The 21,818-nt window shown below is 58.0% G+C and carries 17 protein-coding genes and 3 pseudogenes; 10 read left to right on the forward strand and 10 right to left on the reverse strand.

Annotation, left to right across the window (positions count from 1 at the left end; translation table 11 throughout):
* Positions 1-4: 4 nt before the first annotated feature.
* The 3 genes from AC5PZ0_RS11420 to AC5PZ0_RS11430 are packed head-to-tail and all read left to right on the forward strand — an operon-like array spanning position 5 to position 3,453.
* Positions 5-793, forward strand: coding sequence for a cyclase family protein (locus AC5PZ0_RS11420; RefSeq protein WP_027593289.1), 789 nt, complete (start codon positions 5-7; stop codon positions 791-793).
* Between the two features lie 18 nt (positions 794-811).
* Positions 812-2,449, forward strand: coding sequence for an arylsulfatase (locus AC5PZ0_RS11425; RefSeq protein ID WP_493854966.1), 1,638 nt, complete (start codon positions 812-814; stop codon positions 2,447-2,449).
* Positions 2,446-3,453, forward strand: coding sequence for a formylglycine-generating enzyme family protein (locus AC5PZ0_RS11430; RefSeq protein ID WP_493854967.1), 1,008 nt, complete (start codon positions 2,446-2,448; stop codon positions 3,451-3,453). The genes AC5PZ0_RS11425 and AC5PZ0_RS11430 overlap by 4 nt, the downstream gene beginning before the upstream one ends.
* Positions 3,454-3,576: 123 nt before the next feature.
* Here AC5PZ0_RS11430 and AC5PZ0_RS11435 read toward each other — a convergent pair whose 3' ends face one another.
* The 3 genes from AC5PZ0_RS11435 to AC5PZ0_RS11445 all read right to left on the reverse strand — a co-directional run bounded on the left by AC5PZ0_RS11435 (position 3,577) and on the right by AC5PZ0_RS11445 (position 6,969).
* Complete coding sequence (locus AC5PZ0_RS11435; protein WP_027593287.1) at positions 3,577-4,512, reverse strand: VOC family protein; 936 nt, start codon at positions 4,510-4,512, stop codon at positions 3,577-3,579.
* A 22-nt stretch (positions 4,513-4,534) separates the two neighbouring features.
* Entirely contained in the window at positions 4,535-5,692 is a 1,158-nt protein-coding gene (locus AC5PZ0_RS11440; RefSeq protein ID WP_493854968.1) for an alpha/beta hydrolase family protein, read from the reverse strand.
* A gap of 353 nt (positions 5,693-6,045) precedes the next feature.
* Positions 6,046-6,969: a LysR family transcriptional regulator gene (locus tag AC5PZ0_RS11445; RefSeq protein WP_027593285.1), complete on the reverse strand. Its 924-nt coding sequence runs from the start codon at positions 6,967-6,969 to the stop codon at positions 6,046-6,048.
* Positions 6,970-7,188: 219 nt separating this feature from the next.
* On the opposite strand from AC5PZ0_RS11445, the gene AC5PZ0_RS11450 reads away from it, so the two are divergent.
* The 6 genes from AC5PZ0_RS11450 to AC5PZ0_RS11475 all read left to right on the forward strand — a co-directional run bounded on the left by AC5PZ0_RS11450 (position 7,189) and on the right by AC5PZ0_RS11475 (position 11,976).
* The gene (locus tag AC5PZ0_RS11450; RefSeq protein WP_412764930.1) at positions 7,189-8,316 is read left to right on the forward strand and encodes an FAD-dependent oxidoreductase; all 1,128 of its coding nucleotides are present in this window, start codon (positions 7,189-7,191) and stop codon (positions 8,314-8,316) included.
* Positions 8,317-8,380: 64 nt separating this feature from the next.
* A complete protein-coding gene (locus AC5PZ0_RS11455) occupies positions 8,381-8,770 on the forward strand; it encodes a Rieske (2Fe-2S) protein (RefSeq protein WP_265967590.1) in 390 nt (129 codons plus the stop codon).
* Positions 8,752-9,675: a LysR family transcriptional regulator gene (locus AC5PZ0_RS11460; protein WP_493854969.1), complete on the forward strand. Its 924-nt coding sequence runs from the start codon at positions 8,752-8,754 to the stop codon at positions 9,673-9,675. Before AC5PZ0_RS11455 ends, AC5PZ0_RS11460 begins: the two co-directional genes overlap by 19 nt.
* Before the next feature lie 108 nt (positions 9,676-9,783).
* On the forward strand, positions 9,784-11,166 hold the full coding sequence (locus AC5PZ0_RS11465; protein WP_493854970.1) for a metal-dependent hydrolase family protein: 1,383 nt from the start codon (positions 9,784-9,786) through the stop codon (positions 11,164-11,166).
* Positions 11,159-11,596, forward strand: a complete 438-nt coding sequence (locus AC5PZ0_RS11470; RefSeq protein ID WP_493854971.1) for a GlcG/HbpS family heme-binding protein — start codon at positions 11,159-11,161, stop codon at positions 11,594-11,596. Before AC5PZ0_RS11465 ends, AC5PZ0_RS11470 begins: the two co-directional genes overlap by 8 nt.
* 164 nt (positions 11,597-11,760) lie before the next feature.
* Entirely contained in the window at positions 11,761-11,976 is a 216-nt protein-coding gene (locus AC5PZ0_RS11475; RefSeq protein ID WP_493854972.1) for a hypothetical protein, read from the forward strand.
* 273 nt (positions 11,977-12,249) lie between these two features.
* Here the strand turns inward: AC5PZ0_RS11475 and AC5PZ0_RS11480 are convergent, their stop codons facing one another.
* The 5 genes and pseudogenes from AC5PZ0_RS11480 to AC5PZ0_RS11500 all read right to left on the reverse strand — a co-directional run bounded on the left by AC5PZ0_RS11480 (position 12,250) and on the right by AC5PZ0_RS11500 (position 18,522).
* Positions 12,250-13,194 (reverse strand): tyrosine-type recombinase/integrase, encoded by a 945-nt coding sequence (locus tag AC5PZ0_RS11480; protein ID WP_493854973.1) that lies wholly within the window; start codon positions 13,192-13,194, stop codon positions 12,250-12,252.
* A 50-nt stretch (positions 13,195-13,244) separates the two neighbouring features.
* Positions 13,245-14,294: a TniQ family protein gene (locus AC5PZ0_RS11485; RefSeq protein WP_493854974.1), complete on the reverse strand. Its 1,050-nt coding sequence runs from the start codon at positions 14,292-14,294 to the stop codon at positions 13,245-13,247.
* Positions 14,284-14,952: pseudogene (locus AC5PZ0_RS11490) on the reverse strand (TniB family NTP-binding protein); the annotation flags it as partial. The gene AC5PZ0_RS11485 and the pseudogene AC5PZ0_RS11490, both read right to left, overlap by 11 nt.
* 218 nt (positions 14,953-15,170) lie before the next feature.
* Positions 15,171-16,973 (reverse strand): transposase, encoded by a 1,803-nt coding sequence (locus AC5PZ0_RS11495; protein ID WP_493854975.1) that lies wholly within the window; start codon positions 16,971-16,973, stop codon positions 15,171-15,173.
* A 442-nt stretch (positions 16,974-17,415) separates the two neighbouring features.
* Positions 17,416-18,522, reverse strand: a pseudogene (locus AC5PZ0_RS11500) (tyrosine-type recombinase/integrase).
* Positions 18,523-18,821: 299 nt separating this feature from the next.
* Here AC5PZ0_RS11500 and AC5PZ0_RS11505 point away from each other — a divergent pair.
* Positions 18,822-18,914 (forward strand): annotated as a pseudogene (locus tag AC5PZ0_RS11505) (hypothetical protein); the annotation flags it as partial.
* A gap of 122 nt (positions 18,915-19,036) precedes the next feature.
* Here the strand turns inward: AC5PZ0_RS11505 and AC5PZ0_RS11510 are convergent.
* Together AC5PZ0_RS11510 and AC5PZ0_RS11515 are read right to left on the reverse strand one after the other, a co-directional pair.
* Positions 19,037-20,197 carry an HlyD family secretion protein gene (locus tag AC5PZ0_RS11510; protein WP_493854976.1) on the reverse strand — a complete coding sequence of 387 codons (1,161 nt, stop codon included), beginning with the start codon at positions 20,195-20,197 and terminating at the stop codon, positions 19,037-19,039.
* Positions 20,194-21,777 carry an MFS transporter gene (locus AC5PZ0_RS11515; RefSeq protein WP_493854977.1) on the reverse strand — a complete coding sequence of 528 codons (1,584 nt, stop codon included), beginning with the start codon at positions 21,775-21,777 and terminating at the stop codon, positions 20,194-20,196. Before AC5PZ0_RS11515 ends, AC5PZ0_RS11510 begins: the two co-directional genes overlap by 4 nt.
* Positions 21,778-21,818: the final 41 nt, after the last annotated feature.

A 21,818-nucleotide genomic window follows, 5' to 3' on the forward strand; every position in this document is an offset into this window, starting at 1 on the left:
TGCCATGACCCTTGCCCGTAAACGCCGCCTCGTCGATCTCTCGGTAACACTGGACAACAACCCCTACACCGACCCGCCGCCGCTGCTGCCCAAGATCGACTACATGGACCACCAGCAGGGTTGGCCAGAAATGGCCGCGATGTTCCCTGGCCTGTCCTTGGACCAGATGCCGGGGCACGAGTCGTGGGCAGCAGAGCGCCTATCGATCACCACCCACAGCGGCACCCACATGGATGCGCCTTGGCACTACGCCTCTACCACCGACGGCGGCAAGCCCGCGTTCGGTATCGATGAACTGCCGCTGGAGTGGTGCCTGCAAGCGGGAGTGAAGCTGGACTTTCGCCACCTGCCCGATGGCCATGTGGTGACTGGCGCCGAGGTGCACGCTGAGCTTTCGCGTATCGGCCATGAGCTGCAACCGCTGGACATCGTGCTGGTGAACACCCGTGCCGGCAGCCTGTTCGGCGAGCCGGGGTATCTGGAAGCAGGCGTCGGCATGGGCCGTGAAGCCACCCTCTACCTGCTGGAGCGCGGCGTGCGGGTCGTGGGTACCGACGCTTGGAGCTGGGACGCACCCTTCAAGTACACCCGCGAACGCTTCGCCGAGAGTGGCGATGCGTCGATCATCTGGGAAGGCCACAAGGCTGGGCGCGACATCGGCTACGGCCAGATGGAGAAACTGGCCAACCTTGATAGCCTGCCGGCCAGCGGCTTTTTGGTGTCTTGCTTCCCTTACAAGATCAAGCATGCCTCGGCCGGCTTCGTCCGCGCCGTGGCCATCTTCGAAGAATAAGAACAGGAGCAACTCCCCATGCGATTACGCGTACTGTTGGCGGCCTTAGCGTGCCTTGCGCCAGTGCTCGCTGATGCGGCCGAGCGCCCCAATATATTGCTGATCGTGGCCGATGACCTGGGCTACTCCGACCTCGGCGCCTTCGGTGGTGAAATCGCCACACCGAGCCTCGATCACCTGGCGGCCAGTGGTCTGCAACTGACCAGCATGTACGCTGCGCCGACCTGTTCGCCGACCCGATCCATGCTGATGTCCGGCACCGACAACCACCTGGCCGGGCTGGGTACCATGGCCGAAGGGATGCAGCCATTCCAGCGAGGCAAGCCAGGCTATGAGGGCTACCTCAACCAACAGGCGCACTCCATCGCCGGCCTGTTGCGCGATGGTGGTTACCGTACCGCCATGGTCGGAAAGTGGCACTTGGGCCTGGCCCCGGAGCAGGGCCCGGACCGTCGTGGCTTCGAGCAGTCTTTCACCCTGCTCGAAGGGGGTGGGGTGCACTTCAAGCCCGCCCCTGGCTCGACCGCGAAGATCGAACAACTCTCTTACCGCGAGAATGGCAAGCCAGTGGAGCTTCCGGATGACTTTTATTCCACGGACTTCTATACCGACAAGTTGCTGGCGTACCTGAAGGCGGGGCAGGGCAGTGGCAAACCCTTCTTCGCGTATGCGGCTTACACCTCGCCACACTGGCCGTTGCAAGCACCGCAGGCTTACCTGGATAAATACCGCGGTCGCTACGACGGCGGCTACGACGCGGTTCGCCAGGCGCGAATCGAGCGCATGAAAGAAAAAGGCCTGCTGCCTGCCGACTTCCAGAGCGCCGCGCCGCTCCCGGTCACCCCGCAGTTGCCTGGCTGGGACCAACTGGACCCCCAGCGCAAGCGCATCGAGGCGCGCAAGATGGAGATCTACGCCGCGATGGTGGACAACCTCGACCACAACGTCGGTCGCCTGCTGGAATACCTGCAGACCAGCGGCCAGATGGACAATACCTTGATCGTTTTCATGTCCGACAACGGCCCCGCTGGCGAACGCCACGAGCAGTACTACCCCGCGGCGCCGAATACCGACAACCGCCTGGAGAATCTCGGCCGACGCGGGTCGCAGATCGACTACGGGCTGCGCTGGGCAGAGGTGAGCGCGGCGCCACTGCGGCTGTTCAAGGGCAGCACCGCCGAAGGCGGTATCAGCGTGCCGGCCATCGTACAATTGCCGGCCAGCCTGCGTCGTCAGGGGCTGGAACGTGGTGTGGCACGGGTGGATGACCTAGCGCCGACCTTCCTCGCCCTGGCGGGTCTGCCGGACCCGGGTGACCAGTACCAAGGCCAGCCTAAGCATCCCATCACCGGCCGCTCCATGCTGCCGATGCTCGAAGGCAAAGGCCGGGCTGAGCCGGTAATGGCCGGTGAGCTGTTTGGCAGCCGCTATTACCGTGAAGGTAACCTGAAACTCCTTGGCCTGGTGCCCTGGAGCATGCCGGGCCAGCCCCAGCCACCGTTGCGTTGGCAGTTGTTCGACTTGTCGCACGATCGCGGCGAGCAGCACGACCTCTCCGCCAGCCAGCCGGAAACGACGCAACGCTTGCAGCAGGCCTGGCAGGACTACGCCCGCCGGGTCGGAGTGGTCGCACCGCCTCTGGCCAAGGCCCCATGAGGCGCCAGCTCTTCGTCGTCGGTTGCTTGAGTGTGCTGGCCCTGGCGACGGTAGCTGCGCGGCCGCCCACCAGCCTGCCCTTGGGCAATGTCGCCGGCTGCGAGGCCTACGGTGGCTTGCCGGCGGGTTGGGGCAACGACCCGCTGGCCGGGATGGTCCGCGTCAGCGGTGGGCGCTTCACCCCCGGCACTGATGGGGGTTACCCGGATGAGCGACCGTTCGCCGCTGTGCACGTGGGCGACTTCTGGATCGATCGCACCGAAGTTACCCGCGCGCAGTTCGGCGCCTTTGTCGAGGCTACCCATTACATCACCGAGGCTGAGCGCTCCGGTGGCGCCGCGTTGTTCCACGTACCGCTGGACACGGCCAGCGACGGGTCGGCGTTGCCTTGGTGGCGTTACGTAAGGGGTGCTGACTGGCGCCACCCATCGGGCCCGGACGGGCCGTTGGCCAACCTGGACCAATACCCAGTGACCTTGGTCACCCTGGCGGACGCCCAGGCCTACGCACAGTGGCGCGGCAACGACCTTCCCAGCGAGGCCGAGTGGGAATATGCAGCGCGCGGCGTTGACCCCTCGCAACGTCTCGGCGAGGAACCACGCGACAGCAACGGCCAGCCCGCCGCAAATTACTGGCAGGGCGTGTTCCCCGTGCATGACGCAGCCGAGGACGGTTTCGCTGGCGTTGCCCCAGTGGGCTGTTTTGCCACCAACGCCGCTGGGCTGTTCGACATGATCGGCAACGTTTGGGAATGGACGGCAGATGCCCAATGGGGGCCGCTGATCAGTCACGCCAATGGCGATCCGAGCCAATTGCGTAGCGCGCTTGCACGGTCGCGTCCCCAGGTCATCAAGGGTGGCTCCTACCTTTGCGCCGCGTCCTATTGCGCCCGCTATCGCACGGCGGCACGTGAGCGCCAGGATGCGGACCTGGCGACCTCTCATGTGGGCTTTCGCACCATTCGCCGTATCCCGCCAACAACCTTGACCCACTCGGAGTGGTAGGGTAGTACAAGCAGTCTGAATGACCCCTCGCCAACCGGTTTGCCGGGAAACGAAGAGCGGGTCGCCCCAGGGTATGGGGGCGACCCGCTCACGGCGTGTCAGCGTTCGTGGAACCACCCACCCTCAATGTTTGGGTGGCGGGCCGCCAGGGGCCCATTTTTCCTGGTAGTGGAAGAGGAAGTACTGCGAGTTATCGGCACCGGGCGCTGCAACCCGCGCGGTCCAGCGCTCGTCATGCAGGTCCATGTCGGCGTCGTATTCCACGTGGCAGCCCATGGGGCTGTTGAAGTACCAGAACCAGTTGGACCCCAGCTGGTGACGCCCTGGCCCCCAGAACGACTCATAGCCTTTCTCGACGAAGCGGGTACCGGCAATCATCACCTCGGTTGGGCCACCCATGTGGAAGGTAAAGTGTTCGATACCTTTCATGAACGGCGGCGTCTGGATCAGGAACAGGGTGTGGTGGTCCTGGGTGCCAGCCGGGCGCAGGAAGGGGCCGGTGTCGACGAAGCGGTCGGTGCAGACAAAGCCCAGGCGGGTGTAGAACGCTTCTGCCTTGGCCTGGTCAGGCACGAAATAGACCACATGCGACAGGCTGCGTGGCAAAGCCGGCATGTCGTCGCTGGCGCCCAGCGAGTTGATGGCGCGGCCCAACTGTGCGCCGGGGGCGTTGCTTATTTCGCCGGGCATCACCAACGGGCGGCGCAGGGTGATGCGAAAACCCAGGGCGAAGCCCATGTCGTCCACCACGCGCAAAACGCCGTCCTCCCCACGCACAACGGTGCGGTCCTTGGAAAGTTCGGCCTCGATGGCCTGCAGGGTGGCTTCGTCGGCTACGCCGTAAACAGTTTCGCGCAGGGTGTTCGCAGTCTCCATGGCCTTGGGCAGGCGTGGGTCGTCGCGGTGGCGAATTTCAATGCCTGTGCCGTCCAGGGCCTCAAGGTAGCCGCCGGCTTCGTCCAGCTTGCCCGGCTTCAAACCGTAGTCGGTGAGGTATTGCACGCAGGCGTCGACGTTGTCGACGCCGAACACAAGGTAATCAGGTCCGATGATCTTCATGGTCGGTTTCTCTTCTTGTCTATCAGGCGGTACGACCACCGAGGTTTTCGGCGACCCAGTCGGCGATGTACTGGCCGGCGTTAATGGAGTTATCGAAGCTGGAGTGCTGCACACCGCCTTCGCGCGGGGTGAAGATCTTCAGTTCGCGCTTGGGGCTATTGACCAGTTGTTCGTAGGTGCGGTGGGCCCATTTGAGCGGGATCTGTGAGTCCTGCTCGCCATGGGTGACCAGGAACGGCACCTTGATCCGCTCCACGACGCCGTCCAGGTGGACGTTTTCGGCGATGGTCATGAATTCGTCGATGTTCTTACCGCCCCAGACCCAGCGCACGTGCTCCCAGTAATGCGGCACCGGGAAGCTGCCTTCGCGTTCCAGGCGGCGCTTTTGCACGTCGCGCCAGTCGTGGTTGGCGCCCCACACCACGCCACAGGCAAAGCGCGGCTCGAAAGCCACCACACGCGGGCAGTAGTAGCCGCCCAGCGACACGCCTTCGCAGCCGATGCGCTTGGGGTCCACATCCGCATGGGTTTCCAGCCAGTCGAACACGCGGCTGCCCCAATGCTCGGCGTCATAACGGGCTTTCAGGTCGTGCAGGCGCAGCGCTTCGCCGGTGCCCGGCTGGTCGATCACTAGCGATGACACGCCCCGCTTGGCGAGCCAGGCCGGTAGGCCAACCCGGTATTTCATTTCTTTCGTGGAATCCAGGCCGTTGAGTTGCAGCAGTAGAGGCGCCGGCCCCTGTACGCCTTCGGCACGGATGAATAGCCCGGAAATGACTTTGCCCTCATAGGGGATCTCGACCCGCTCGCAGTTCTCGCCGGAGAGCGCGATGCCGCGGGCGAAGGTGTCGAGGAAGCGTTGGTAAAGCTCCATGCGACCTGGGGCGCCGTGAGCTTGCAGGCGTTCACCTGTGAGGTAGTAGGTTGCGGCACGGTTGTACTTTTCGCCGGCCGAAAGCAGGCGGCCTTTCTCTTCGTCCTCGCGGGCCAGGTCGCAGAGTTTGTCGGCCGTCTTCGACCAGGCTTCTCGAAAGGCGCGGGTTCCGTCGGCGTCAGGTTGCTTGGCGGCTTCCTGAAGCGGTTCGCACATTTCGACGATTTCACCGATGCGCGCGCCCATCTCGATAGCGAGGTTTACCGAGAGGTTCCAAACGTAGTTGGTGGGGAAATAGCGGAACATATTGTTGTTTTTCCTTCTTCTGGTCCTGGCCGCAATCGACCCTGCATAGCGAGGGCTATCGCCCGAGGCGCTGTTCGCAGATCGGCAGGGCTCAAGTCGGGCAACCCGGTGTGAACGCTCCCGCATCAAGCAGTGACGCGGGCGTCGGCCGCCCCTTGAGGCAGCTTGCGCAAGCTCGCATGGGTCAAAGGATTGGACAAATCGCTTGTTCGGATGCCAGCTATCGGATTGCGAGATACCTGGCGTGCCGCCGTGACGGCAGGCATGGCGAACGCTGAGGGCACGCATCGCCAGTATCGATTGGTTGGCGCATCCGGGATGGGGCCGTAGCGGGACCCCGAATGCCGAGGGGCTCAAGCGGTAACGGCAGACTCTGGGCGGCTGACCATCTCCGTCAGCTTTTCGCGCAGCCAGCGCAGCATGGGGTCACGGTCCAGGCTGCGGTGCCAACTCATGTATTCCTGCATGGCCGGCAGCTCCACCGGCGGCGGCAGGATGCGCAGCGGCAGGTTGCGTGCATAAAGCCGTGCCAGGCGGCTGTGCATGGTGGCGATGCGTTGGGTACCAATGACCAGTTGCGCCAAGGTATTGAAGTCGTGGGTGATGACTTCCACGCGGCGTTTGCAGCCGTACTGGCTCATGAACCACTCCTCTATGCCGGGCGTACGGCTGCGCCCGAAGGCGACGCCGACATGCCCCAGCTCAAGGTAGCGTTCCAGTGTCAGGCGCTCGCCGATGCTGTGGTTCTCGGCGCACACCACGCAGACGTGCTGTTCGTCGAACAAGAGCTGTGAGGGGTGCTCCTTCACGATGAAGTGCTCTGGCGCGATCATCAGGTCCACTTCGCCACGCATGAGCATTTCCATGGCGGTCTGGCCGGGGCTGATGAGTTCGAAGGTGATGTTCGGGGCTTCGTGGTTGATCTCGCGAATCGCCTCGGCGAACAGCACGCTGATCAGGTAGTCCGAGGCCATGATGCGGAAGTGACGTTTACTCTCGGAGATGTCGTGCACCGGTTTGGCGGTGATGGAGGTCTGGATTTTCAGCAGTACGTCGCGAACCGGTAATGCCAGTTCCTTTGCCAGTGGGGTGGGCATCATCTTGCGGCCCACCTGCACTAGCAGGTCATCTTCGAAGTAGGTCCGCAGGCGTCCGAGCACACCGCTGGTGGCCGATTGGGTCATGTGCAGGCGGGCGGCGGCACGGGTGATGTTCTGCTCTTCGAGCAGTACATCCAGCGCCACCAGGAGGTTCAAATCCAGGTGTTTAAAGCGCATCACGGGCATCTCTTGTTGTATTTATTTTCGCGATACCCTGCATCCCGACTAACGATTAGTCAAATTGTTCCTGCCTTCCTAGCCTGTGCTCCTAAGGGCCCCTCTGTTGTTGTGCTACCCAGCCGCGCTGGCGTGGTCCCGGTCAAAACACTGTTAATGCTCGGGTTGTCACGCTCGCGATCGACCCTGCGCTCCCACAACAAGAACAAGGATTCATCCATGAGCAGCGATATCAGCAAGGTACTCGTAGTCGGCGGCGGGATTGGTGGCCTCTGCGCGGCCATCGCATTGCGCCGCCAGGGCATCGCGGTGGACCTGGTGGAAATCAAGTCCGAGTGGACCGTCTATGGTGTCGGCATCATTCAGCAGAGCAACGTGGTGCGAGAGATGGCCCGCCTCGGCGTGCTCGAAGGCTACCTCGAAGCGGCCTATGCCTTCGAGGATGTTGGCATCTACGATCTGCAGGGCAATGCCCTGGTACGCATCCCAGGCCAGCGCCTGGCCGGCCCGGAGTATCCCGCCAACGTCGGTATCTCGCGCCTGTCTCTGCACCAGGTGCTGAGCACCACTGCGATCGACCTTGGCACCCAGGTACGACTTGGCTTGTCGGTAGATTCCTTCCAACAAGACGCGGCCGGCGTAGATGTGAGCTTCACCGATGGCAGCGCTGCTCGCTACGACTTGGTTGTGGGGGCCGACGGCGTTTATTCGAAGATTCGCGGCATGCTCTTTGGCGACACCTACAAGCCGCGTTTCACCGGGCAGGCCGTGTGGCGCTACAACTTTCCTCGACATCCTTCCATTGATCATCTGGCGAGCTATGTCGGTGCTGAGGGCAACGCCGGCCTGGTACCGCTGTCCGACGACCTGATGTACATGTTCTCCACCTCCCACGAGCCGGGTAACCCCCGCTATGAGCCGGCACAGTTGGCCGAACTGATGCGTGACCGCATCAGTAAGATCGCAGGCCTAGTGGGCGAGCTGCGCGAGCAGATTACCGACAGCAGCCAGGTGGTCTACAAACCCATGGAAGTGGTGTTCGTCAACGAACCTTGGTTCAAAGGCCGTGTGCTGCTGATTGGCGACGCGGCTCATGCAACCACGCCGCATCTGGGGCAGGGCGCCGGGATGGCAATCGAGGACGCGCTGGTTCTGAGCCTGGAGCTGTGCGGCAGCGGCTCGGTGGAGGAGCGGCTTGAGCGTTTCATGACGCGCCGCTTTGAGCGCTGCAAGTACATCAGCGAGAACTCGATCATGGCCGGGGAGAGGGAAATGGCCCGTGACGCGACGTTCGATCGCATCGGGCTGACCAAGGCGATGCTCAAGCTGACCGCCGAACCGATCTGAAACTGCTAGCCGTGGCGGCTATTCCGGTGTTTACGCGTTCACCCCCTGAGTTATCGAGGTCTCTGTGTCCCAGGATTTGACATTGCTTTGCCGCGACGACCAGTTGCAGGAAGGCCTAGCACGTGGGTTCGACCCCTGGGCCCAGGGGCGTGACACCGTGCTTGCGTTGCGCTGGCGTGGCCAGGTGCGTGTCTATCGAAACCTGTGCCCGCACCTGGATGTGGCCATGCAGTACCGCAAGGACCGCTTCATGTCTGGCGATGGCCGGCACATCGTCTGCTTTGCTCATGGTGCGCTGTTTCAGCCCGACAACGGCTTCTGCGTGCTCGGCCCCTGTCAGGGCCAGTCGCTGCAAGCACTGAGGGTAAAGGTCGACGTTTCGGGAAACGTATGGCTGGAGGAGGGTGGCCCTCGGGCAAACGATGAGGCTATTGCGTGCGCTTCCATGGACTAGACCTGAACCTGCTGGTGGTGCTGGACGCTTTGTTTGTCGAGCAGCACGTCACGCGTGCCGCGGTGCGCCTGCACCTGACCCAGTCAGCGGTCAGCGCGGCCCTGGGTCGCCTGCGGGAGCATTTTAACGATCCGCTGTTTGTCCTCGTGGGCGGCGCCATGCTGCCCACGGCGCTGATGCAGTCAATGCACCCACGTATCGACCAAGTACTGGAAAACGCGCGGGGCATTGCCTTCGCCAATGCAAGCTTCGACCCGGGAGCGGCGCGCCGCAAATTCCGCATCATTGCGTCGGATTATGTGATCGCGGTGCTCATGCCGGCGCTAATGCGACGGTTGGCCAGCCTTGCGCCCCAGGTCGGCTTGCAACTTCTCACGCTGGTGCCGCTGCGCGGTGCCGAGCCGGGCAGCCTGGTGGATGAGGCCCTGGAGCACCGGCACTGCGACCTGGTGATCCTGCCGCTTGCCCATGGCTCGGCGCGTCATCCGCAACAACCGTTGTTCGAAGACAGCTTCAGCGTCATTGCCTGCAGGGATAACTGCGCCCTGATGGACGGCCTCACGCTGGAGCATTACTTGGCAGCGCCACATGTGGTCCGCGAGACCGGCGCAGGCGCCCAGGGCAGCATGGAAGCGGAATTTATCGCAAGCCAGGGGCTGACGCGGCGGGTGGCTGTGGCTGTGGACCAGTTTGCGTTGATACCGGAATTCATCGTTGGCGGCCCCTGCCTATCGACCCTGCACAGTCGCCTGGCGCACCTCTACGCGCAGCGCTTTCCTCTGCGCCTGCTGCCACCACCACTCGCCATTCCCGCCACTCTGCAGGTGATGCAATGGCACGCCTACCAGGACAGTGACCCGGCGCTGGTCTGGCTGCGCCAGTTGTTGGCGGAGGTGGCGGGCTGACCACGACGGCTATCAATTTCTGTCATGGCCGGCTAGCAGCAAACTTCACTTCCTCAGGCATTGGCTGCCCAATACCGTATTGGCACGACAACAACAGGACAGACCGCCATGCCCAGACGCCACGTTCACTGCCAAACCCTCTTTACTGGCCTTGAGGACCAGGCTCGACACGACCAGGTGCTGATCATCGAAAAGGGTGTGTTCACCCATGTCGGCCCTCGCCAGACCGCTCCTCAGCCATTGCCTGGCGAACGCGTGATTGACACTGGCGGACACTTCGTCATGCCCGGCCTGGTGGATGTCCACACCCATCTGGTATTCGGCAACGCCAAAAGTGAGGAAGACATCGACCTGCACGTCTCGCCGGAATTTCGCGCCCTGCGCGGTCTGTTTTTTACCCAGCATGTACTGGCCGCCGGCTACACCTCGGTGGTGGTGCCGGGTGACGCCGGGCATTGCAGCATTGCCGTACGCAACGCTATCAATGCCGGTATGTTCACTGGCCCACGCATTGCCGCCAGCAGCAATGTAATCGCCAACCGGCAGAGCCTGAACGATTGGTTCCCCAGTTGGGTCGGTACGCCTGAGTATTTCTCTGGCCGCCTGTGCGCTACCCGCGACGAGCAGATTGCGGAAATCCGTCGCCAGGCCAAGGACGGCGTGGACCTGATCAAGATCGCTATGGACGGCCCGCACATGCGCCCCAACGGGGAACATATCGCTGCGTTCACTCAGGACGAGACCCGCGCCATGGTCGAGGAGATCCACCGCCTTGGAAAAAAGGTCGCCGTGCATGCCTATGGCCGCGAAGCGGTGCTGTATGCGGCGAAGGCGGGGGTGGACGTAATCTTCCACGGTTTTTTCCTGGACGATGCCTGCATCGAGGCAATACTCGAATCGGGTAGTCACCTCGCTCCGACCTTCACCATGCTCGCCAACAACGTCGAATTTGCCGAGGATTACGAGCCTTCGACCCGCTGTGGTTACGCTGCGATGCAGCGCCGTGTGATCGAGGTGGGTTGTCGCAACTTGCGCCGCGCCCGGGAAGCCGGTGTGCCGTTCATGACCGGCAGTGACAGCGGTTTCGCCATCACTCCCTACGGTGAATGGCACGCCCGTGAAATCGAGATTTTTGTCGACTGGTTGGGTTTCAGCCCTGCCCAGGCACTGCGCGCGGCAACCTCGGTTGCCGCGCGGATGATGCCCGTGTCGCAGCAGGTGGGCGCCATCGAAGTGGGCCGTCGCGCCGACTTTATCTGCGTTGATGGCTCCCCCCTGCAGAACGTCTCGATTCTTCAGGAGCGCGAGCGCATACGTGACGTGTACCTCGGCGGGCATCGCGTGGAGGCCCAGGTACCGGGCTACGATCCCTACAAGGTCAGTGACTTCAACACGGTGAAATGGGCCGAACTTCACACCCGGCAACGGGCCGTGGAAATGGGCAAGCGCAGCGCACCTGAACCTGAGCAAGAGGTAGGCCGGCATGAATAAGCTCACCCTGGAACTGGCGTCGCAGATGGTCGACACTGCGCTGGCAGAGGGCCGGCGGTTAGCCTTGCAGCCACTTTGTGTTGCGGTACTGGATGCCGGCGGTCACCTGCTGGCGCTCAAACGCGACGAGCGCGCCAGCCTGCTGCGACCGCAAATCGCGTCGGGCAAGGCCGCATCAGTGCTGGGCATGGGCTTTGGCGGCCGCGAACTTGCCCGTCGTGCTGCAGCGCTTCCTGCCTTCTTCAATGCATTGAGTGCCCTGGCCGGCGGCAATATGGTTCCGGTGCCCGGCGGGGTGCTGGTGCGTAACGGGGCAGGGGAAGTGATCGGCGCTATCGGTATCAGCGGTGACAGCTCCGACAACGATGAACGCTGTGCGATTGCCGGTGTGCTGGGGGCAAACTTGATGCCCGACAGTGGGGCATGTTGATAGGAAAAAGGCCACTTTTGCCACTGCGGCTTGGGTGGCTTTTCTCATTTCATACGCTTATTTGGTGCGCTGAGCCTCGGATATCTGAAAAAGTTTCAGTCTGAATCGCCACGGGTTTCCTAGGCACCTCCAAGCCTCATATTGAGGCCCAAATAGGAGGTGCCATGAGTCGTCAGCGTTACCCCGAAGAATTCAAGAATCTGCCCGCGCCAATCCAAGCCCTAGATGCATGTGTTGTATTGCCGTTGGGAATTCAACGGATGCAGTTGTGGGCGATCCAGTTGATGAACCGGTCGGCGTACAAGGTACTAATGAACGGCTGGCTCAGATTGCTGATTTTGCTCAGGCTGTCAGCCTACCTTAAAAAAAATAAATGTTAAGCGATTGCTTTGCATGGCTTTTTTGAAAAAAACAAAACACCAAGCTGGGATAAAGGTCAGATTTTCTTCTTTTTATGCGAGAAATGCACGAAATTATTCTTTACATCTTCAAGGCTAAGGCCTGTCGAAGGCCCCCTAATCTGCCTATCGTCAGAGTTAGTCGTGGAGGGTTTTGAGTCGACCAGTGAGTATGCGAAATCGCATGATGTGCCTACTTTGATCGGATTGTTTTCAATCATATCGAACCATGGGATTATCCAGGAATCGCTTTAGCTAAAACTCAGCCCATTCAGACCCCTCATCTCCCGATTGGTCGTACTTTAACGTCGAAGTAATACTTTTATGCCCGAGTGCAATTTGAGCGGCGCTTAAGCCATATTTGTGTGAAAAATCCATAGCGAATGTTCGCCTTGCGTCGTGAGGCCCCAAGGGACAGATGCCCGCTTCTAAGCACCTTGACCTTAGTGCGCTATACAAACCATCCGCCGTAAGATTTCCCAGTACTCTCCCGCTCTTGCTGACACGTTGGAGAATACAATCGCCACAGTCGATATGGTTGCCTGACTCCTCCAGCCAGTTAATCAATGGCTCGTGTGCCCAGTTGAGTAGAAGTCGACGGGAGGTTGGCTTTCCTTTGTTGAATATTTGCAGCGATGTATTTTTCAAATTCACATCATGACGCCTAACTGCGCTAGCCTCTGCTCGACGTAAACCCGCTCCGAAAAGCAAAGCTACCATGGCGCAATCTCTAAGTGCGAGGATGTAACGTTCATCGTTCAGACAGCTGCGCATTAAATTTACAATGGTGTCGGAGTTGACATAGACGCCACGATAATGTCTCAATTGTTCAAATTCAAATCGAAGCGCATCTACTTCGCGGTACTGTTTGTCAGGGATGAGGCCTTGATTCATACAGCATCGAATTATTTTTCGTACTGCAATCAGCCTCAGCTCTATAGTGGCTGTAGAGTATTTTTTTTGCCACTCACTGACTAATGAAATAATGCTGGGGGCGTCCAGACTTTGCCAAGGTACTCTTTCCAGTCGTGAGTCGTCGTAGCCAATGTCGCGTGCAAGGTACTTAAGGCAGTTAGACATCGTCGTGCGACTGTCGCCGAAAAAGTGTAAAAAATATTGCTTTAAAGCCCGCTGAGCGAAGAAGACGTTTTCAGGAAGAATTGAGTGCTCCAAGTCATTGGGGTCGATTGGGTTTGCCATGCGAGGATTCTCCAAACGGGGCGGTTAGCAGTCGCAAACCTTTAGGGACGTTATCGAATAAAACAAAAGGGCGCGGGATGGAGTCGGTGGGTCCCTACGCTACTAAGCCAACCCTCCACGAGATCAACGTAAGGGTTTTTATAAGCACATAATTTTTTGATGATCTCATTAGTTATTTGTGCTTCTATATCAGGAAAAAAGCTTATGAGGGATGATGGACTATACCGATAATTCCTGCTAAGTATGTGCCACATTGATAAGCAAGAAGGGATACCTAGGAATGCCCCAAGTGTAGCGAGTAATCTTGAGGTATGCAAAGGGTCAAACCGCGCAATATCGCTAGGTGCTAATCTAGCAGCGTTGCGGTGATCGGCTTCACTGCTGGTGTCGTGTGGCGTAAAAGATACGAGGGCAAGGTCCGTGTCGCAAAACCCCTTGACCAAAGTTATTGCGGTGGCATCAATTATCTGTAAGAGGTGGTTGGCTTTTATTGGCTTTCCGGCAGGCAGATAAACTGTCGAATGTTTAAGGGCGTTTGCCAGCCAAAGCTGAAAGTGTAGCGCAGTCAGAAAGCAGCCAAGTTCCGGACGCCGTAAAGAAGCAGCCAAGATGTCTTGATAGCTAAATTTATACCAAGGCGAGTCGCCTGATAGAGCAACAAAAACAGCATGGCTTAAAGTTTCATTAGTGTCCTCAGTAAACTGATGGATCATCGACAACGGATGTAAGTGCACAGGGCACCCAACGGACCATCGATGGAGCCAAGATCTTCTGTAAGCTGGATGGCGCCCTTGAGCCAGATCTTCAGCCATGCATGAAATACAGTATTTTCGTCTCTGAGTGACGGGCGGAAGCCACAAAGCGGGGGTTGGCAGTAGGCTCTGGATCGCGCTAGGTGTGCAGCCCAGGATCTGAGAGGACAAGATGCACACTTGGGCATGCTTGGTGCTATCTGGATCAGTAATCCCGTAATGAGCCAATATTGCTGCCGTCTCAAGGAACTTTGGAAGGCCTCGTTTTATGCCTCGATTAAGCCACGAACTGAAGACCTCATCAGAGTAAGGTCGGTGCATGCCTGCAAATAAGTGGTTACTGCTCATACACTGAGCTCAGGTCAGGGAGGAAATCAGATCTTTTAAGCACATCAATACTAATGCGCTCGGAACCTTCAAGAATGGCCGTCATTGCAGCCCATTTGAGTCGATTGACGATATTACGTGTTGTTGGCTCTAGCTGATTAACAAAGTAATCAACTATCTCTTTGGACGCCAAATTGGATGGATGCATGAGGGGGATGCATTTTTCGTAGCTGGCCAGAAATGATCGAAATTCCTCGTCTGGCCTCCACTGCTCCAGTTCAAAAACCTGAAAGCGACTGGAGAGCTGAATGTCCATTCTTATAGCGTGCATAGCATCATGTGTGCCAAACACTACCAGTATGAGTGACATTGGGGGGCCAGAGATAAGCTTGAAGAAATTTAAATTCTTTCTCGCTTCGATTCGATTCACAGCCAGCAGGTGATTGAATTCATCCACGAGCAACATTCTGACTTTTCGGGCCTTAAATAATAGTTCCAGCGGCCTGGGCAGTGCATCTTTCGTTCCGCTGTGGGTAGACAGCCCGCACTGGTGGCACAGCGCGGATATATTGTTTTTCAAGGTCGGATCTGATGGCAACTTCAATTGCAAGTATGGTGCGGGTACGCCTTGTCGATGAGCCCATGATTCACAATCTTTCACGACGCGATCAAGCAGACTAGACTTTCCAACTCATCCGGCACCTACGATCATCATGCACATTGCTTGTTCGTTATTGGGCAGGAAAAGTGAGGATTTGATTCTATTCCGGATGTTCACTCCAGCGCTATGATTTACCCACTTATCTTCATGAATGAAACCTATCCTCTCCTTGATGGGCAGCGCCATTACGGACTGGCACAGTGTGTTGAGGTGCGAATAGTCGCTAGCCATCACATTCACTCCACGTCGTAAGTCTTTGGTTGACGGCTATAGTCCAGGCGAAGTGTGCGCTCTGGCACTATCCTGTTTAAATCTGCGGTGAACACATTTTTTTGTTTTTCTTGCTCGCGTCTCATTTTTGCAGTCTTTTGTGTCGCTGCTGCAACCCTCTCGCGGTTTCTTTCAACTGCCGCGAAAATCATTGAAACAGGCACTCTAGATTTGTTCTCGGCGCTCAGCTCCTTGCGTGCAGCCTTTAGTTCAGCGAGGGAGCAATCTGGTAATCTGACGTCCGAGTAGTCGCACTGAATATAACTACCTTCACCGTTTGGTTTTACCCAGATCTTACTGATTGACTGTGGGTTGAACTTGATAATGCAAGGCGTTTTAATGCTGAAGCGCTTGAGCGCCGGTGCATAATATTGCACTCCGTGAATAGTGACGCCGCTTCTCTGGATTGAGCCTCGCTTGAATGGAAGGAAGTCTATGGCTAATTTCCTAAAGTCTCCTACTATCGCTGGCGGGATGATTTTTCCATCTTTATTTTTGTGAGCACTCTCCCATTTAAACAGGGGGGAGCACCCCAGTTCGGAGTGCTCTTTCATGTGATAAATACCGATCTGCTCAATGATCCAGTCGCGCACTTCACTCAATGTCATTCCTGGCGACTTCAGATTGGAGTACCTTGACTTGTCTGCGACACTCGCGAGGATAGCGCCCGGCAAGCCACGCATAGATTTCATAAGGGTTCCGATGTATCGCTCGATGTGACCGCCATAATGTGGCGAACCAGGAGGGCGCCACGTTAATTTAATGTCATATTCTTTACATCCTGAAATGAACGCGGCAGAGCGAAAATCCTTGCCGTTGTCGACGTGAATGTGCTGGGGGAGCCCATACATAGGGTATTGAATTTCATGCAAATTGAGCTCTGATAGCCAGCCGTGTTTAGGTGTGACCGAGTGCACTAAGCATGCAGCATTGGATACCGCGGAAGGATGGTGGAGGCTTAGATAAAAACCGATGACAGATCTGGTGTGGACGTCGATTGCAATCGTTAGCCATGGGCGTCCAATCGGTTTTCGGCTGGTCGAATCGACGACGATAACGTCAATGATGCAGTGGTCTATTTGAACTAGCTCTAGCGCACGCTTAGTTAGATGTTTTCCTCCGCGCACCAGATGGTCCTGTCGAGATTTCTTTCCACCATGCAACCGTTTCGTATTGTCACTGGGGGAGCGCTGGCGTACTCTCAAGGCAATGGTCTTAGTGCTCGGCGCTGGGTAGCCAGCATTCTCGCACATTGTTTTGACTGCTTCTGATATGGCGTTGATAGAGCTTCCAGGACCTTGGCTCGCGGTGATCGTACTGTCGATGATGTTCTCTACTTCGCTAGCAAGGCGTCGCGTACCAACTTTCCGTCCACACTTCTCCTTTATCAGCGAGCTAAAACTCCCGCGCGCATAGCGACGGATCAGTGTGTAGGCATATGAATTACTACAGGCCAGGTCCTGAGCCACAGCTTCGGCAACTGGGCGACTGGCTGGTTCTTCAAGGTGCTTGGTGATGACATCATATTTTCTCTGGGCATCGCTCAGCTGTTCTGCATCGAAAGCCGAAATGTCAAGGCTATAGTTTTTCAATGATGTCTGGAGAGTGGCATGATCAATTACGCACTGAATCTCACAAATGTTGATTATTTTGATTTTGTGATAACTGTCAATTATCTGCAGCTTGTCAGCTTCTACCCAAGCTACTACTTCAGCTAAAGCGCCGTTATGAATTATTTTTGTACCTTCCGTCAGTATGTGCCTGTGCATCGATTAACTACCTCGCGTAGCTCACGTAAAAAGTGGCATCGCGGTCGATGACTGGCAAGCGCAGATTGTCGGAAAGGGTCAGGCACTAGGTATAACATCATTATACCTTGTAAAAGTTGTTTTGTTTATATATCAGCCAACCATTTGGCATCCATGCCATACTTGCAGACCCGTTATGGGGGAGCTCTAGCACACGGCTTGTGGGCTGATAGGTAGGAGTTTAGCAGCTCCGCTGATCACGTTCGTCGGGAGGCGCACGTTCCTGATGGTTGGGCCTTACATTATTGCGAAGCAGGTGCCGGAGACCGGCCTCTCGCCGGTCGGGTTTGCCTATTCAGGCTGTAAGCGTTTGTGACGCCAACCCGACTAATCAGCTTGGCGCCAGACCTAAAAGCGAACCCCCTTGGAGCCGCGGGAGTGGGACGGGGTGCGAAGCGTAAGCTCACTCGGTTACTGGCATTTGTTTATCGTCGTCCTCTGGAGTTGGTGCTGGATACAGTTGGCTAGCACGGCTGCCCAGCAGAGAGCCTGCCTGGAAGTAGCCCATCACCGTGCTGATGCTACGGTGTTCAGTTATCGCCATGACTTCATCAAGCGGCACGCCCTGTCTTACAGCCTCAGTGACGAATCCTGAGCGTAGGCTGTACGCCGCCCAGTCGCAGTCAACGCCGGCCAGTGCCGCGCGACGTTTAACGATGCGCGCGACCTGGTCACCGGACAGACCATTAGCCGCGAACCGGCCCCCTTTGTACAAGCGGTGAAATAGCGGACCCTCGCAGGCCGGTGCTACAGGAAGCCATACGTTCAGCGCCGGAGCCGCCAGTCCCTAAAGCGGCTTTTCCCGCCGTACGCCGCTACTATCGGTTTTGGTTGCCTCGAGTGTATAAAGCCAGGTGTCGACGTCTAGGCGGCGCAGGTCTCCGATCTGTAAACCCACGATTTCCGAGCGGCGCCGGCCACCGCCGCTCCAGGCCAGCTACAGCAGGGCGCGTGCCACGCACGCCGTCATTGCAGGTGGCGAGCATCGCCTGCAGCGGCTCCAATTCCACTGCGGTTTTCTTCCGCACGGATAAGCCTTGGCGCGCCTGAGCCTTGCGTGTCTCACGCAGTAGAGCCTTCACCGCTGGAGCCACACTTGGGTTTTCCCAGTGTTGCAGGCGATCCCATTTAGCCCAAACTGCCGAGCGGTGGTTGGCGGTGCTGAACGACAGTGGCCCCAGCTTTCCCTTGACTTTGGCCGCCACCAACGCGGCGTCGACGGCCGGCGGCAGCAGGTGTGTCCAACCGCCGGTAGTATCAGGCCTGGCTAGGTGGTCCACGATGAACTGCACCGCAACCTCGGGCGGCAGCGCGCCATCGCCAAGCGACCGGCAATAGCGCAAACGCAGCCACGCCGCCGAGAATGCGAGGGCGCTCTGATAGCTGCGTACGGTATTGGCTGCGGTGCCGGCCGTGATGATGCTTCAGCAGCGGCCCAGGTGTTGTCAGCCAGCTCTGCCAGCACCAGCGGCAGGGACGAGAGCATCTGTATCGGCTCTGTCAATTTCATATTGCTCAACGCTGCAATAGGTTCGGATAACCTGTGGCTTATTAGACGCTATCAGCTGCCAGGTGATAGCGGTTAGCGCCTCGGTTATGGCGTTAGATTTGGGCTTGCGGAGCATAGTAATCATAGTCAGCTTGCTTGTAGTACATCACGATGTACTCGATATAGTGGCCCAATCGGCTGCGTGATGCCATCGACTACTAGGGCCTCGACAGGATGAGCTGTTCCTCAAGGATACCGGAGCCATGGTGTTTGACGCTGCTCGCGAGCAGGGTGCACCGATCTATCACACCAACCTTCTGATGTGTGTGGCGACGAAGCTTGCGCTGGTAGGGTTTGGTACTTTCACTAACAAAGTGAGAGCTGAGGAGGTGCGTATGCGTTTGATGGTGTCAGGCCGCGATGTGATCGACCTGATCAATCAGCGGATCGAGGAAATTGCCGGAAATGCCATAATTGCTTTAGCGCTTCAGCATTCATGCTTTTCCCGCCCTCCCTGGCCGGAGGTGCATGTTGATCAGTCGGTTGCCTCCTCCTTACGATCGCACCTGAACGATCCTAGGAAGATCCGCGAGAGCAAACCGGCTCTCGCTTCTCCATCTACGTATGAACCCAGCGCAACGCGCGGTTCAACTGACATGCCCACTCCCAAGCGTTGCAAACCTGGTTGGTCTGCATCTAACAGGATGCGGACGGGGAAGCGGCGTACAATTTTAGTGAAGTTTCCTGAAGCATTGTCGGGTGGTATGACTGCGAACTCAGATCCACTTGCCCCTGAAATGCTTTCCACATACCCGCAGTACGTCTGATCTGGCACGGCATCCACTTGGACCTGTACGCGGTCACCCTGGCGCATTCGCGCCAGCTGGGTTTCGCGCAGATTAGCCTCGATCCACAAATCACGCGTCGGTGCAATTGCCATGAGCCTGGTGCCTGCTGTCACATATTCGCCCAAGCGAACATTACGCGCGGCTACCAGTCCTTCACGGGGCGCTCTGATCTGAGTCCACGCCAGATCATTGTTTGCCCGCTGCAATGTCGCTTGTGCAGACTTCAACTGGGCATCGATGACGGTGCGCTCGGCGCGCAGCACTTCCATTTGTTGTTGGGCATAGTCGACTTGCGATTGATTTTGCGCGAGGGCTGCACGCGCTCGTGTCCAGGCAGCTTTTGACTGGTCGAACTCTTGTTGGCTGATCGCCCCCTGCGCCACCAACGCTTGTGCGCGCTTGAAGTCGGCTGATGTTTCGCTCAAGGACGCTTGTGCCGATGTTACGCCTGCTTCCGAAACCTTGATCTGAGCTTGCTGTAAGCGTTGCTGTTGGTCCAGTTGCACCAGTGATGCATGCTGTTGTGCAACCGAGGCCACCGCAGTCTGGACCGCTACCTGGTAGTCCGACGGGTCGATACGGACCAGTACATCCCCCGGCGCGACCTTGCGGTTGTTTTCCGTTTCGACGGCAGTTACGTAACCACTGACCTTCGGTGACACGTAGGTCAGATTGCCTTTGATGTAGGCGTTATCGGTGCTCTCGAAGTCGACCCTCTGATGCCATTGCGCATAGGCGAATGCTACGGCGACCAAGCAGGCATTAGCGAGCACCGCTGCAATCAGTATTCTGCGGCCACTGGCCCAGCGCGCCGCCGGCTTCTGTTCATTATCGGGAGTTGCATTCATGTGGCGGTCTCGGGTTTAGCAGGTTGAACGGGAGGCGTAGCTGGCGGTGCCGCTGAGGGGAGGGTAGGCAAAGCCCACACGAGGATGGCGCCCACGAACATCACCAGCGTGGTGACTAGAAAGGCGTCGCCATAAGCCAAGGTATAAGCCTGGTTCATTGCACTGTCGGACAGCTTGCCCAGCGCAGTGCCGTGAGTAGCCGCAGCATCGGTGACAAATCGTGTATAGAGCGACTGACTCTCGGCAATACGCTGAGTGGTCAGTGGATCAGTGTTGCCGAGGGCTTCAGCTATGCGTGTGTAGTGGTATTTCTCGCGCTCTGTGACCAGATGCCATAGACCTCCAAGGCCACCTAAAAGCGCGTAGAGCCTGGCCAAGTTAAAGATGATGCCGCACGTCGGCCCTTCTTCCTTACCGACCCCAAAAACAGCGTATCGAAGCAGGGCCACCTGAACGAAAGCCTGGCCGAAGCCGACCAGCACTATGGGCGTGCGAAATTCATCCAGCGCCCAATCGGGCGCCAGATCGCTGCACAGCGCAGCGGCAAGTGCGAAGATCAGCAATCCAAGGGACAGCGCTACACGGGCGTCCACGCGCCGCACTAACCAATAAGCCAGTATGAAACCCAGTAATGTACTTGGCACCATCGCCAGCAACAGTTCCCCTGTCTGCAGCGCTTTGAAACCTTGCATACGCGCCAAGTACTGCGGGGCGATCCATACGGTAAGCAAGGTACCGAAGCGGAAGATGAACGACAGAATGATCGCCCAGGTGAAGGTTGGCTTTCTGAAGATCTTCAGAACCAGCAGCGGGCGCTGAGCAATCCACAATGAATGTGCACCATAAACGAGGCCAACCAGGCTGCTCAGTAGCAGCGCGGGAATCCACCAGGTTTCCAGCCAGAAGCGGCGCTCGCCCTCTGCCATCACCACCATCAGACCGCTCAATCCTGCAGCCAGAAAGGCATAGCTCGGCCAGTCCTTAGTGCTGAGGTATTCGAGGTCGCCGCGCTCATCAGGCAGAACCCTCAACGCCAGCAAGGTATAGACGCCACCAACCAATGCCTGTATCCAGAACAGTCCTCGCCAACCGAATTCGGTGAGCAGATAGCCACCGATGGATGCCGCTATGCCCGTACCGATGGACGTGGCCAGCGCGAACAGGGTCATGCCTTCGAGCTGGCCACGCCCGGGAAACAGGCTGGTCATGACCAATTGCATCATGAGCACAGGGAGCATTCCGCCGAAGAAGCCGTGGATGAAGCGTGTAACCAAGGCCCATTCGTAGAAAGGGGAAACGGCAACGGCGATCGAACTGAGGGTGTAGAACAGCCCTGCGATCAGCATCGCTCGACCTCTGCCCAAGGACGCTGCCATTGTCATGATGATAGGCAATCCGCAGATCGCGCCCACGTTGTATAGCGTGTTCAACCATGCAGCGTCATCGCTGCTCACTGACAGCCCACCACCAATGTCGCCGAGGGTGAGGATCGCCATCACTGAGAAGGTAGTGCCTGCCACCGCGCCGAGGCTGGAAACAAGCAGGGCGTAGCGGATTGGCAAAAGATAGGAAAACGCCATAGATTATCTCCGCTATGCAATCAATTTGCGGCTGGCCAGTG

Source organism: Pseudomonas sp. 5.2 (assembly GCF_059025405.1).

Coding starts and splice junctions, on each gene's coding strand:
- AC5PZ0_RS11430 (WP_493854967.1), top strand. CDS start 2,446: ATGAGGCGCCAGCTCTTCGTCGTCGGTTGCTTGAGTGTGCTGGCCCTG.
- AC5PZ0_RS11515 (WP_493854977.1), bottom strand. CDS start 21,777: ATGGCGTTTTCCTATCTTTTGCCAATCCGCTACGCCCTGCTTGTTTCC.
- AC5PZ0_RS11445 (WP_027593285.1), bottom strand. CDS start 6,969: ATGCGCTTTAAACACCTGGATTTGAACCTCCTGGTGGCGCTGGATGTA.
- AC5PZ0_RS11425 (WP_493854966.1), top strand. CDS start 812: ATGCGATTACGCGTACTGTTGGCGGCCTTAGCGTGCCTTGCGCCAGTG.
- AC5PZ0_RS11510 (WP_493854976.1), bottom strand. CDS start 20,197: ATGAATGCAACTCCCGATAATGAACAGAAGCCGGCGGCGCGCTGGGCC.
- AC5PZ0_RS11440 (WP_493854968.1), bottom strand. CDS start 5,692: ATGTTCCGCTATTTCCCCACCAACTACGTTTGGAACCTCTCGGTAAAC.
- AC5PZ0_RS11465 (WP_493854970.1), top strand. CDS start 9,784: ATGCCCAGACGCCACGTTCACTGCCAAACCCTCTTTACTGGCCTTGAG.
- AC5PZ0_RS11435 (WP_027593287.1), bottom strand. CDS start 4,512: ATGAAGATCATCGGACCTGATTACCTTGTGTTCGGCGTCGACAACGTC.
- AC5PZ0_RS11475 (WP_493854972.1), top strand. CDS start 11,761: ATGAGTCGTCAGCGTTACCCCGAAGAATTCAAGAATCTGCCCGCGCCA.
- AC5PZ0_RS11485 (WP_493854974.1), bottom strand. CDS start 14,294: ATGAGCAGTAACCACTTATTTGCAGGCATGCACCGACCTTACTCTGAT.
- AC5PZ0_RS11450 (WP_412764930.1), top strand. CDS start 7,189: ATGAGCAGCGATATCAGCAAGGTACTCGTAGTCGGCGGCGGGATTGGT.
- AC5PZ0_RS11470 (WP_493854971.1), top strand. CDS start 11,159: ATGAATAAGCTCACCCTGGAACTGGCGTCGCAGATGGTCGACACTGCG.
- AC5PZ0_RS11420 (WP_027593289.1), top strand. CDS start 5: ATGACCCTTGCCCGTAAACGCCGCCTCGTCGATCTCTCGGTAACACTG.
- AC5PZ0_RS11480 (WP_493854973.1), bottom strand. CDS start 13,194: ATGGCAAACCCAATCGACCCCAATGACTTGGAGCACTCAATTCTTCCT.
- AC5PZ0_RS11495 (WP_493854975.1), bottom strand. CDS start 16,973: ATGCACAGGCACATACTGACGGAAGGTACAAAAATAATTCATAACGGC.